Below are 12298 nucleotides of genomic sequence, written 5' to 3' on the forward strand. Positions count from 1 at the left end.
ATCGGCCTGATGGAAGAACCGATAGCCAACATCATATGCGCCCAGTGTCATGTTGAATATGTCTGCAACCCGGGTTATGACATGGCTACCGGTGAATATATAACCATGGAAGATTCACGAACAAATCACTTCCCCTGGGTCAATGTATTCGATGCCTATGAACACTACAACGAATTGGAATTTCGCGATTTCAAGCATGCCGTAACCGGCGCTACACTGGTCAAGCTGCAGCACCCGGATGCTGAAACTAACTACGGATCACTCCATCAACAAAACGGTGTTGAATGCAGCGATTGCCATATGCCCAAGCTTACAAATCAGGCAGGTGAAGTATACACTTCCCACTGGCAAACCAGCCCTCGCACTTATATCAACAACACCTGTTTAAGTTGTCATACCGAATGGACTGAAGAAGAGGCAGAATATCGTATTGATTCTATCCAGAACTACATAAAAGGCAAACTTTCCAAGGCAGAATACTGGCTGAGTGAACTTATCGATACCTTTGATCTAGCCATAAGATACGGCGTAGATGAAGCTACTTTAAATGAAGCCCGTGAATGCCATTCGCAGGCACATATTCTCTGGGAATGGTGGACTGCTGGGAATGGCGGAGGTTTCCATAATCCAGACCAGGCGCGGGAATCACTCACCCGTTCAGTTGAATTCTCCAAGATGGGAATCCAAATACTCGAAGAAGCCATGAAATAAGACAAACCAATCCTTGTACAACCTTTAGTGCGCCGGCTGATTGCCGGCGCACTTCTTTTTATTTAACAACGGATTTGCCCACCGTTAGTGTTTATGATAATCAAATGTTTTTAGCTGGTGGCAAAAGGTTTTATTGGTGCCACAACTGTTGCATTCCATTTGCAAAGTTATATGTTCGATACCCATATCCAGCAAGCGAACTTGAAGTTCGGAGAAGATCACCTCAGTATCTGATACTGATTGGTCTTCAACCATTATGTGTGCGGATAAAGCAACAAGCTGTGGAGTTATCATCCAGAGATGAAAGTCGTGCACGTCCAATACACCTGATACCTTTCTCATCTGGTGGATAATCTCTTCAGTATTCATATGTTTAGGTGCCAACTCAAGTAACACAGATCCAGCCTCGCGAATAACTCGGCAACCGCCAATACAAATCAAAATACCGATAAAGATACTCGCAATCGGATCTGCATATGCCCAACCGGTAAAATATATTACTAAACCCGATATTATGACCCCAAGGGACGCTAGCCCATCACCCATTACGTGTAGCCAGGCACTTTTTATACTCAGATTGTGATGATGGCCACGATGCAATAACCATACCATAACGAGATTCGCCGCAAGTCCTATAGCAGCAATTATAAGAAGCTCGGTAATTTTAATCTGGGGCGGAGCAAGAAATCGTTCGTAAGCCTCACGAAAGATAAGTGCAGCCATGACAACCAGCGTTGTTCCATTTATCAATGCGACCAGAATCCCAACACGATGGTATCCAAAAGTCGCTACACCGTTGCTGCTTCGGCGCGATAGTTTTAAAGCATAAAGACTCAAACCAAGAGCGACTGCATCAGCCAAAACATGACCTGCGTCTGATAGCAAGGCCAAACTTCCTGATACGAATCCACCAACAATCTCCATGATAAAAATCGTCAGCGAAATTCCCAGAGCTATAGCCACCCTAGTCTCCATCATATTCCTCCCGTTATCTATATGCTCATAGACGCTTACTAGCACAGAATATAACAGCAATAATCCCTGATCAATCTTCTAACCTTAAAGTAGCCAAAAACTGTAATCCGAACAGGCTGTATGTACCAGTTGATCTGGATTTTACACGAGTGACTTGTAGCTATTAAGTTTAAGATTAGGGATATTGCCACCTGAGGGCAGCCATCCACAGTAAACTTTTTAACACAGGAAATTAATGTGTTTACTACTCAGGTAAAAAGGGGCTATCGCATTATCCAAGATATCCTACACTATGGATCATCGGCTAACATCACACTACTGATCTTGAGGCTCTTCAGTTTTGCCCTGAGAGTCTTCGGCGGATTCCAGATGTTCTTCAGTTGCTCCCTGAGGATCTTCGTCTGGTTCGGGCAACAACTCATGGGCCACACCGGCAAATTGATCAAGGATTAAAGATAATACAACCCCTCGCCCTGGCTCAGTTAGTTTTACGGACTGAACAATCTCATCCAAAATAGCCTTGGCTTTTTCGGTTGGAACTACAGTAAAGACTATTTCCTTCTCCGGTTCAACAGGCACTCCCAATATTTTCTTTCTCTCTCGCACACCAATGCCCCGGCCAAACATAATAGTTCCGCCTGTTGCACCAGCATTCATAGATGCTTCAATTACTGTATCCCCATCTCCCTTTTTAACTATGGTCACTATCAACGATTTGCTTTCCTGGGTCATTCTCTTGACCTCCTTGGCTTGTTTTTATTGGGTATATCAAGCTTAGTAACTGAATCGATATTATTGGCGCTAGAGTAATTATCCCGATCAAACCAAATCCATCGCCCAGCGAACTCCGCCCGTCAAGGACCGTAGCTGCGCCGATAGTTAACGACATCATAAACGCGGTTGTCAATGGCCCCGTTGCAATACTACCAGAATCAAAAGCTATGGCAAGGAAATCTTTATCGGCAAAGAATAATAACACAATGGCGATAAGATATCCTGGAAAAATGATATAAGCTATCGGTATTCCAAAAACAGTCCTGGCCATTCCCAGCGCTGTAAAAGCAGCAACAGCAGTACAAAGTATTATCAGTATAGTTTTTGATCGTATATAGCCACTGGATGCTTCTTCTATCATCTGGCTGAGTATCCTGACCTGTGGCTCAGCCAAAGTAATTAAAAATCCAAGGGCAAAACCCAGCGGTACCAGCAACCAGGTCTGTTGAAAATTCCCGAATATTTCCCCAATGTATTCCCCCATAGGCATAAACGCAATATTAATTCCCTGAATAAAGAATATAAGCCCAATAAAAGCAAACAGAATACCCCTGAGTAAAGCGGTTACTTGCCTTAAGGGGCGCTTCAGGAAAAAAACCTGAAATACTAAAAAGAAGACAAGCAGCAAACATACAGGCAGCAATACATCACCTATTACGCTATATATGCCATCAAAAATAGCCAATTTCATCAAAAGACAATAATCCCCCACAATAAAAGGCCGATTATAGGTCCGGCGCAAGCGATCCCGATAAGCCCAAAACCATCAGAAAGATATGAGCGGCGAGCAAGAACCGAAGTAAAACCCATCCCTAATGCCAGCAGCATCGGTACAGTAAATGATCCAGCTGCAACTCCACCGCTATCAAAAGCAATGGGCAAAAACTCGGGCGGTGTAAAAAAAGCTAGAATTAAAGCAATACAATAAATAATAGCAAGTAAATATCTGATCGGAAATCCAAAAAGAATACGCACCAGCGCCACTGTAAACAGCAACGCCATTCCGGTAGAAATAACTATGACTAGAGCGCTACCATTATCCGCCCCAGCTTCAACAGCCATATTGTTAAGCACCATAACACCCGGTTCGGCAGTCGTTACTGCAAAACCAAAAATCAAACCCACGGCAATAATAAGCAGCAAGGAACCATGTTGCGGAATTTCAGCCCCAATGTCTCGGCCCATCGGCAAAATACCGGTCCTTACTCCCAGCAGAAAAAAGAATGCTCCAAAAATTGTCATTCCAGCTCCTGCCAAAAACCTGTAGAATACATCAGCAGGCGCATCGAGAACTACAAATTGCAAGACTACTATAACCAGAGTAATCGGCAACATTGCTTGAACAACTTCCAGGGCGGTTTTTTTCATTGTATGGTACATAAGTCTGTCCTTAAAATTTTACCAAACCCAGTATCTGAGCATGGTAACCCAATATACAGGATAAATAACTCATACTAAATGCAATGGGCTTTTGATGCGCATGCCAATTCAGCCGCATAAGGTAGAGCGACTTCGGCAGTTTCAGATCCATCAAAGGGTATCAGTATTTGGTTTAGCAAGTTTACTTGCCCCCAATCATCAACTGTATACTTGACTACTTTTTCATTATACCTTATTAATACTCGGCTTTGCATGTGTGGAAGGACAATACTAAAGAGCTTTTTCACATAAAACCGCGGTTTAAGTTGCCCAAACAAGGGGCATGTACAAAAACCAAAACAGTCCAGAATATTGGTCGATCGCCACAGTTAGGGTATAATCATGTCCGTAATTATAGGCCTGATGGACACCAGCCACCGACGCCAAAGACCGTTATGATAATGCCTTTGGGATTATTTATCATTATTTAGCCAGTAATAGAATATAGAGCAGGAAGAATATATGAACTACAACGTGGAAGTTAAACTTCTAGCAATTACCCCTGATAGTGAAAACCTTTTAGAGAAGGCAGGACGAATTTGCTATGCCAGCGAAGATAAGTTGGGCACTAACGAAAAATGGCTGCAAAGCAGAATTAAGCAAGGACACGAGAGTATCATTGAACATGCCTCGGCAACTTTTTTCATTAAAGCATCTCGCGCTCTCACCCATGAATTGGTGCGGCACAGAATTGCCAGCTATTCTCAGCGCAGCCAACGCTACGTGCCTGAAACACACGCGGAGTACATCTCTCCACCTGAACTCTCAGAGAAAATCGATTCTGAGAACGCAAAAATATTCCATAACGCCATGACTGCCAGCTGGAATGCGTATCACAAACTATTAGAAGCCGGCATAAAACCAGAGATAGCCCGCTACGTGCTACCGAATGCCTGCACAACCGAGATAATCTGCACCTGGAATTTCCGTGAAATCAGACATATATTAAAAACCCGAACCGATCAATCGGTATTGCCCGAGTTCCGAGAAGTATCTGAAAAGATCAAGGCAATAATGAAGGAGCAAGCACCCAAAGTTTTCAGCGATCTGTGAAATCAACAGTTGCAACCTATCCACCGCAATCTTAAAGCGTTTTAAAACCACAAGGTCGAACTGTTAACAGTTCGACCTTGTTATTGACCACTCCGGATTATTCTTTATTTGAGGACTTCACTCATTTTTATACCAATTGCCTTGGCTACACCTTCTCCATAGGCTTTATCAGCTTTAAGGCAGTTCGCGATATGTCTGATTTTAATTTCTCTGGGTGCACCGTTGATATCACGTGCAGTATTTTCGAACAGCACTTGCTGCTGCTCTGGTTTCATCAGACGAAAGAGTTTACCGGGTTGGGTATAGTAGTCATTATCGTCCGCGCGGAAATTCCAATGGTCAGCAGCTCCTTCCAGCCTGAGAGGCGGCTCAGCAAAATCAGGCTGTTCCTGCCAATGACCATAGCTGTTCGGCTCAATGCTTGGTATAGAGCCCTGGTTTCCGTCAACTCTCATGAGCCCATCCCGATGGAAGCTATTAACCGGGCAACGCGGAGCATTCACCGGAATAAGATGATGGTTCACCCCCAGGCGATAACGCTGGGCATCACCGTATGAGAAAAGCCTGCCTTGCAGCATCTTGTCTGGAGAAAAACCAATACCAGGTACGATGTTGGCAGGATTGAAGGCGGCTTGCTCTACATCGGCAAAATAGTTTTGCGGATTTTGGTTAAGCTCCATAATACCTACTTCGATTAGCGGATAGTCACCATGATACCAGACCTTGGTCAGATCAAAAGGATTATAAGGCATTTTAGCAGCGTCTTCTTCCGGCATAACTTGTACGTACATCGTCCACCGCGGATAGTCCTTGTTCTCAATGCTTTCGTAAAGGTCGCGCTGATGGCTTTCTCGATCTCCTGCTATGATAGCCTGTGCGTCTTCGTCGGAGAGATTTTTAATGCCCTGCTGTGTTTTAAGATGGAACTTAATCCAATAACGTTTGTTTTCAGCATTAATAAAGCTATACGTATGGCTGCCAAAACCATGCATATGCCGATATGAATAAGGAATACCCCTGTCACTCATAACGATGGTCACTTGATGCAGTGCTTCAGGCAGATTGGTAAAAAAGTCCCACTGGTTTTTGGCACTGCGCATGTTAGTACGCGGATCTCTCTTTACAGCATGATTGAGGTCTGGGAATTTAAGCGGGTCTCGCAGAAAGAATACCGGAGTGTTGTTACCAACCAAATCCCAGTTGCCCTGTTCTGTGTAGAACTTGATGGCAAAACCGCGAATATCACGCTCTGCATCAGCAGCACCACGTTCACCTGCCACCGTTGAGAAACGAGCAAATATATCAGTTTTTTTACCTAATGCAGAAAAAACTTTAGCTTTGGTGTATTTGGTGATATCTTGCGTCACTGTAAAACTACCAAATGCTCCCGATCCCTTGGCATGCATGCGCCGCTCGGGGATCACTTCTCGATCAAAATGTCCTAATTTTTCCAGGTACCACACGTCCTGCAATAATACAGGGCCGCGGGGACCAGCGGTCATAGTGTTCTGGTTGTCAGGTACAGGCGCACCGGCAACGGTGGTCAGCTTTTTATTTTGTTCTTCCTTTTTTTGCATATCCTCCCCCTTTTTTTACTTGAACATCATCCTCGGAGATTGTATAAATCATTATCAGGTTACTTTATATCCATCATCTGCGGGATTCATTCAGTAATAATTAAATACATTTTGATTATTTTATAATAATCATTACTAATATCGCACATAATATTCCTTCCAGGCAATAAAGTCAATACCTCGTATTCACTCACCTAAAATGTTACCGAAGGGGGTATGATTCACTCAAGTAAGAATGTTACCGAGGTGAAGAAACGGAAAACTGGGAAAAAATCAAAGCTGTTCAGAGTATGCAGAATTACATCGAACAGCATATTCAAGAACCAATCTACCTGTACCAACTAGCTCAGGCTCCAGGATATTCCCCCTGGCATGCGGCCAGAGTGTTCAAAGATTTGACTGGCAAGGCGCCCTTCGATTATATACGGAGCTTACGGCTGTAACCAGGAGTCTGCAGTATAACAGCAAGGTTAAAATCGAAGACCGCATCACTTTTAAAGAACCCAAGACCAGGAAGGGGAAGAGGCTTATTGCATTAACACCCAGCAATGCTATTGTTTTAAGGGAACATTACGAAAAAGAGAACGCTCAGAGGCTTGCTTTAGGGTATCCTGGACTTAACAACAATGATCTGGTATTCAGCCATTACGACGGTTCACCGTTTTTGCCTAATACAATTACCCATGCCTGGATTAAGATAACCAGGAGATGCGGGCTTGATGGAATAAGGCTGCATGATGCCAGGCATACCCATGCATCACTACTGTTAAAACAGGGAGTACATCCAAAGGTTGTTCAAGAGAGGCCAGGACATGGTTCTATCCAGGTCACCCTGGACACTTACAGCCATGTAGCACCTGGATTACAGCAGGCAGCTGCCGAGAAGTTTGATAGCATAGCACTGCCAAACAAAGAGGCTTCAATTAAAATCAATTAGTGCCAAATTAGTGCCATTTATAAAAACAGCCCTTGTGAAATAACAATCACAAGGGCTGTTTTAGCTTTGGAAAGTGGTGGGCGGTATAGGACTCGAACCTATGACCCCCTGCGTGTAAAGCAGGTGCTCTAACCAACTGAGCTAACCGCCCTCAAATAAGTGGCACGCTTGGTGGGGCTCGAACCCACGGCCTCAGCCTCCGCAGGGCTGCGCTCTATCCAACTGAGCTACAAGCGCTTGAATTGGTGCCGAAGGTGAGATTTGAACTCACACGCCCGTACGGACACTACGCCCTGAACGTAGCGCGTCTGCCATTCCGCCACTTCGGCACACCAAGCTAAATTATAGACGGGGGTTGTGGAAAGTGTCAACGTAAACAGCTAAGAGCTACGCCAAAATTCCATAGCGCGCCTAAACGCTCGATGCTAATATGAAATCATATGGAGGCGCAGCCAAAACAACGTGGTGCACAACCTGGCAATCAAAATGCCCGCAAGCACGGGTTTTATGCTCGTTATCTTACGCTGGAAGAACAATCCGAAATGGAGCAAGCTATCCTGGTAGAAGGGCTGGATGAAGAAATTGCTCTCATGCGGGTAAAAATACAGGGGATATTAAAACATGATCCCCAAAATATCGAGTTGCTCGGAAAAGGCATGTCGACATTAGCCAACTTGGTGCGCATACGATACAACTTGCATAAAAACGACAAGCAGGGCTTGAAGGAAGCTATTGGTAACGTCCTGCGTGATGTAGCTCTGCCTCTTGGTTTAAGCCTGGGTAATTTTATTGGTAAATAAACTCCACCCTTACCAACAGGAAATAGCCCGGGCAGTGCTCTCGAGCATATTTGAAAAAAAGGGGCTTACTTTTACAGTGGAAATCTCACGCCAGGGTGGCAAAAATGAACTCTCTGCCCAAATAGAACTCCTCCTGCTTACCCTACATATCGATTCGCCGCCTCAAAACCTGATAAAGTGTGCGCCCACTTTTAAGCCTCAAACTATAATCTCCATACAAAGACTAAAGGACAGACTTAATGACGCCGGGTTTTCGAATATGTGGCGCTCCAGCATGGGCTACATCATAAGCCTCGGTAATTGCAGGGCGATTTTCCTTTCGGCAGACAAATCAGCTAATACTGTTGGTAATACTGCTCATCTGCTTTTAGAAATAGATGAAGCCCAGGATATAGACAAGGTCAAGTTCAGCCGGGATTTCAAGCCCATGGGAGCCTCTACTAATGTCACTACCGTACTATACGGAACTGCCTGGGATTCTTCCACCCTGCTGGAAGAGGTTAAACAAAACAACCTGGAGCTTGAAACCAGAGATGGTATTCGCAGGCATTTTGAATACAACTGGGAAGTTGTAGCAAAATTTAATCCGGATTATGCCAATTATGTGGAGAACGAACGCACTCGGCTGGGCGAAAATCATCCTCTCTTTCAAACCCAATATTTACTTAAGCCGATTTCTTCCGGTGGGGGATTTTTAAGCCGAGAAATGCTCGCACTTCTCCAGGGGACTCACAACCGTTTATCAACACCCGAAACCGGCAGAAACTATATCGCAGGTATTGACATCGCCGGTGAAGCCGAAGAATCTTATAATAACCTCTCCAATGACAAACCCAGGCGGGACGCAACAGTTGTAACAATCGCAGAAGTAAACGTACCGCCAAACCACGGTGAACCTTTGATTAAAATAGTCGAACACTACTCGTGGACCGGGGAGAAGCACTCTGCCCAGTATAATAAACTCATAGATTTGCTCGGAAAGTACTGGAAGTGCCGCAAGATTACTATCGATGCTACTGGTATTGGCCAGCCAGTAGCATCTTTCCTTAAATCCGCTCTCGGTGCACGGGTAGAACCGTTCACTTTTACCACCAAATCCAAGTCGGAACTGGCATTCGAACTGATTGCGGCCGTCAACGCTGGTAGAGTTAAAATGTACCGTTCAGATGATTCCCGGGAATACATGCGCTTCTGGAGAGAAGCCGAAAAAGCTAAGGCTTGCTATCAAGCGGGGCATAACCTGAACTTCTATGTGGATAGAAGCGACGGCCACGATGATTTCCTGATGAGCCTGGCTTTAACAGTTAAAGCTTCCCTTGGCTACCACCCTCGTCTGGCAAGAGGAAATTGATAGACTTAAAACTATCAAAACAGGTCCACTATCCGCCAGCGGAAGATGTAAATCACCACGATGACTATAACAATCCCCACACCAACCAGTACCCAGGTCAGCCAGTAAGGCCAGATAAAACCATAGTAAAACTCCCTTGCCTCAGACCACGGGCTTGCATTGCCGGCTTCATCGATTGCTCGAATCCGCCAGTAATAAGGATTGTCCAGGCCGGCTTTATCGAGTTTTTCGTCTTTATCCAGCGTATAACTGGTTCCATCAAGAGCCGTTTTTCCAATTACCAGTTCTGGTTCAGTCAGGTTTCTGATTATCTGAAACTCATAAGTTACATCCATATATGGGTAAATAACCGCACCCCATTCAAAATATGGATGCCCGCTTATTTTGATTCCTCCAGGTGGCGTTACCGGAACCGGTGAAGAAGGAACCGTCTGCTCAACGCTGAAAGTGTTTTCCTTGGTTATAACACCATCGCTCACAGAAATAATATATTCCCCCGGGGCAGCAACCGGCACAACAAATTCCGCACTGAAAGAGCCATCCCCATCTACAACCGGGGCAGAAAGCTCGGTCACAGCCTTTCCTCCCCATGTTACCACCAGAGTTTTTCCCGGCCAAAAACCAGATCCGCTCAGTTCGACTGATTCCCCAACCGGTCCTTCCAGCGGTGAAATATCTATCCCGGCAACTATGGTAATGCTCTTGGAGATTACAACTCCTCCTGCTTCTATGGCAAGAGCATACGTGCCATCAGGTACATGAGGCACCACGTAAGCAATATCCAGAAGCCCGTTTGCATCAGGTGTAACAGCTGGCGCCTGTATGCCATTCAAGCTTAAAATCATCGGAGTATTAGGGGCAAATCCCCTTGCATTAATCATCACTTGCCTGCTGACCGCAGTAACATCTTCCCCAAGGCTGACTTCAGCTGCAGTGGTAAAGGTTTCAACCAGCGTGAGCATGCCCATCCTTATTTCAAGATTATGGTTTCCGGGAGGGCAGGCAGGAACCGTAAATGTAAAGTCAATAGTGCCGTCTTCACCTGTTCTTGCCCCTACCGGCGTGGTTGCTCTTGGTATCCCGTCAAAATAAACAGCAACCGGAGTTTCGGCTTCAAGCCCGTTCCCGGTTACGCTGATTTCATCACCTGCTCTGCCGCTTAGTGGCGTTACCTCCATCACCCGCACGATACTAAACCCTGCCCCAGCTTCCTCTATTCCATCGCTGGCCATAACCATATGCAAGCCCGCCGGCAGAACCGGTATTTTAAAGCTTGCGCTAAAAGTGCCGTTTTCACTGGTGGTTATAGCGTTTTCCGGCTCCACTACTTCACCACCGATGGAAAGTGTTATCGGGCTCGTCGGGTTAAATTCGACACCGCTGATGCTCATAACATCGCCTACTTTACCGTTGACCTGCCCCAATTCAACCTTTGGGTTCAGCGGAGGAGGCAAAACAGTAAAGGTTTTTTCTGCCGTTATTTGTGCCGAAGTTGTATCAACTGCTACCACCTCATACTCTCCTGCCGGCAGGCTGGGTATTACCATGTTCACCACAAATCGCCCGTCTTCATCAGTACGGCGACTCTCCTGTATAATCCACTCTACCGAAACCGGTTCTCCCCCTATAAAGAAATTCACGCCTCGTGCCCCGGCAAAACCTGAGCCGGTTACAGAGATCTGATCTCCGGCAAGAGCAAATGGTTTATTAAGCTTGATTTCCGGAATAACAGAGTATTGTTTAACAACGCTTTCTGTGCGAGACCCGGTTATACGTATTTGGTGCGCCCCAAAGAATGAGGCTGGAACCGTCAACGTTAACGTAAAAGCGCCAGAATCGTTGACAATATTATTTCCACCAATATGGCTGGAGGTAACATCTTTATTGTCGTAAGCAATGCTGATAGTTTCGCCCGGCACATAACCTGTACCGGTGATTATCACCCCATCCCCCACATTTCCGCTTGCCGGGTCTATCTCCACACTGGCAAAACCTGTCATCTTATAAACCGCTTTAGCAAGTATCAGTGTATCTTCCTGCTCTGTAACGTAGATGTAATAATCCCCATCGTGGGATATTTCATACTCGCCGCCAGCCGCGGTATCCAGAGTCAGCGGAACGTTAAAGGCTGCGTTAAACACGGGGAAGCTGGTTGTACTGGCAGTGAGCACTTTCTTGTAACGGGTGATATCTATACCGATATGTCTTGCAGTGGCAACAGCGGCGTCCTGGCTGGAGAAGTATATGTCATAGGTCGTGTTTTTCTCAAAACCGTCCCCATACACCGATACCTGGGTGCCGATTCCGCCGTTTTGCGGTTCTATGGCAAGTGAAACCTGAGCTAAAGCGTCTGCAAAAGGAGCGCCAAGGAATAAAAGAGCCGCAGCAAGCATCACCGCCATCAACCTGCCAGCTGTTACGTTTTTCATAGTTCTCCCCTTAAAAACCACGATTAAGTAAGTTTCAAATATAAGATTAAAGGGATATCAGGAACGTGTCAATAGGCGGGAAGCACACCATGTTACAACGGGCACTATTACGGGGAAGATCCTTCGTCGGGCATACGCCCTCCTCGAGGATGACACAAATAATGAGGAGCACACATAAATATGTGTCATTCTAGAGCGTAAGCGAAGAATCTCAAACGAAAACTGTGTCATTCTAGAGGGGCTTTAGCCCCGAAGAATCTCACACGGATTGT

Annotated in this window: 12 protein-coding genes and 3 tRNA genes; 5 read left to right on the forward strand and 10 right to left on the reverse strand. The window is 45.5% G+C overall.

Annotated elements, in window-relative coordinates; translation table 11 throughout:
* Window positions 1-711, forward strand: a 711-nt coding sequence (locus PHX29_06140; GenBank protein ID MDD5605470.1) for an ammonia-forming cytochrome c nitrite reductase subunit c552, incomplete at its 5' end; no start/stop codon positions are given.
* A gap of 84 nt (window positions 712-795) precedes the next feature.
* On the opposite strand, the gene PHX29_06145 is transcribed toward PHX29_06140, so the two are convergent.
* From PHX29_06145 to PHX29_06165, 5 genes are all read right to left on the reverse strand, one after another.
* The gene (locus PHX29_06145) at window positions 796-1689 is read right to left on the reverse strand and encodes a cation diffusion facilitator family transporter (protein MDD5605471.1); all 894 of its coding nucleotides are present in this window, start codon (window positions 1687-1689) and stop codon (window positions 796-798) included.
* Between the two features lie 312 nt (window positions 1690-2001).
* Window positions 2002-2418, reverse strand: coding sequence for a P-II family nitrogen regulator (locus tag PHX29_06150; GenBank protein MDD5605472.1), 417 nt, complete (start codon window positions 2416-2418; stop codon window positions 2002-2004).
* Window positions 2378-3151 (reverse strand): DUF1538 domain-containing protein, encoded by a 774-nt coding sequence (locus PHX29_06155; protein ID MDD5605473.1) that lies wholly within the window; start codon window positions 3149-3151, stop codon window positions 2378-2380. The genes PHX29_06150 and PHX29_06155 overlap by 41 nt, the downstream gene beginning before the upstream one ends.
* Entirely contained in the window at window positions 3151-3840 is a 690-nt protein-coding gene (locus PHX29_06160; protein MDD5605474.1) for a DUF1538 domain-containing protein, read from the reverse strand. Before PHX29_06160 ends, PHX29_06155 begins: the two co-directional genes overlap by 1 nt.
* 74 nt (window positions 3841-3914) lie before the next feature.
* Window positions 3915-4127: a universal stress protein gene (locus PHX29_06165; GenBank protein MDD5605475.1), complete on the reverse strand. Its 213-nt coding sequence runs from the start codon at window positions 4125-4127 to the stop codon at window positions 3915-3917.
* A 214-nt stretch (window positions 4128-4341) separates the two neighbouring features.
* Between PHX29_06165 and thyX the strand changes: the two genes are divergently transcribed.
* Window positions 4342-4932: an FAD-dependent thymidylate synthase gene (gene thyX / locus PHX29_06170; GenBank protein ID MDD5605476.1), complete on the forward strand. Its 591-nt coding sequence runs from the start codon at window positions 4342-4344 to the stop codon at window positions 4930-4932.
* A gap of 104 nt (window positions 4933-5036) precedes the next feature.
* On the opposite strand, the gene PHX29_06175 is transcribed toward thyX, so the two are convergent.
* Entirely contained in the window at window positions 5037-6509 is a 1473-nt protein-coding gene (locus PHX29_06175) for a catalase (protein MDD5605477.1), read from the reverse strand.
* Window positions 6510-6984: 475 nt separating this feature from the next.
* Between PHX29_06175 and PHX29_06180 the strand changes: the two genes are divergently transcribed.
* A complete protein-coding gene (locus PHX29_06180) occupies window positions 6985-7446 on the forward strand; it encodes a site-specific integrase (GenBank protein MDD5605478.1) in 462 nt (153 codons plus the stop codon).
* A 74-nt stretch (window positions 7447-7520) separates the two neighbouring features.
* Here PHX29_06180 and PHX29_06185 read toward each other — a convergent pair.
* The 3 genes from PHX29_06185 to PHX29_06195 form a co-directional block, all read right to left on the reverse strand.
* A tRNA-Val gene (locus PHX29_06185) sits at window positions 7521-7597 on the reverse strand.
* A 9-nt stretch (window positions 7598-7606) separates the two neighbouring features.
* Window positions 7607-7683 (reverse strand) — tRNA-Arg (locus tag PHX29_06190).
* Window positions 7684-7689: 6 nt separating this feature from the next.
* Window positions 7690-7775: transfer RNA gene (locus PHX29_06195), tRNA-Leu, on the reverse strand.
* A 111-nt stretch (window positions 7776-7886) separates the two neighbouring features.
* Between PHX29_06195 and PHX29_06200 the strand changes: the two genes are divergently transcribed.
* On the forward strand, window positions 7887-8246 hold the full coding sequence (locus PHX29_06200) for a hypothetical protein (protein ID MDD5605479.1): 360 nt from the start codon (window positions 7887-7889) through the stop codon (window positions 8244-8246).
* On the forward strand, window positions 8236-9597 hold the full coding sequence (locus PHX29_06205) for a hypothetical protein (protein MDD5605480.1): 1362 nt from the start codon (window positions 8236-8238) through the stop codon (window positions 9595-9597). The genes PHX29_06200 and PHX29_06205 overlap by 11 nt, the downstream gene beginning before the upstream one ends.
* Window positions 9598-9611: 14 nt before the next feature.
* Here PHX29_06205 and PHX29_06210 read toward each other — a convergent pair whose 3' ends face one another.
* Window positions 9612-12026: a hypothetical protein gene (locus tag PHX29_06210; GenBank protein MDD5605481.1), complete on the reverse strand. Its 2415-nt coding sequence runs from the start codon at window positions 12024-12026 to the stop codon at window positions 9612-9614.
* Window positions 12027-12298: the final 272 nt, after the last annotated feature.

The sequence above is a fragment of the Dehalococcoidales bacterium genome (assembly GCA_028717385.1).
Lineage (GTDB): Bacteria > Chloroflexota > Dehalococcoidia > Dehalococcoidales > CSSed11-197 > CSSed11-197.

Bases quoted from the DNA above. Each gene is read 5' to 3' on its own strand.
- PHX29_06145 (MDD5605471.1), bottom strand. From the start codon at position 1,689: ATGATGGAGACTAGGGTGGCTATAGCTCTGGGAATTTCGCTGACGATT.
- PHX29_06150 (MDD5605472.1), bottom strand. From the start codon at position 2,418: ATGACCCAGGAAAGCAAATCGTTGATAGTGACCATAGTTAAAAAGGGA.
- PHX29_06155 (MDD5605473.1), bottom strand. From the start codon at position 3,151: ATGAAATTGGCTATTTTTGATGGCATATATAGCGTAATAGGTGATGTA.
- PHX29_06160 (MDD5605474.1), bottom strand. From the start codon at position 3,840: ATGTACCATACAATGAAAAAAACCGCCCTGGAAGTTGTTCAAGCAATG.
- thyX (MDD5605476.1), top strand. From the start codon at position 4,342: ATGAACTACAACGTGGAAGTTAAACTTCTAGCAATTACCCCTGATAGT.
- PHX29_06175 (MDD5605477.1), bottom strand. From the start codon at position 6,509: ATGCAAAAAAAGGAAGAACAAAATAAAAAGCTGACCACCGTTGCCGGT.
- PHX29_06200 (MDD5605479.1), top strand. From the start codon at position 7,887: ATGGAGGCGCAGCCAAAACAACGTGGTGCACAACCTGGCAATCAAAAT.
- PHX29_06210 (MDD5605481.1), bottom strand. From the start codon at position 12,026: ATGAAAAACGTAACAGCTGGCAGGTTGATGGCGGTGATGCTTGCTGCG.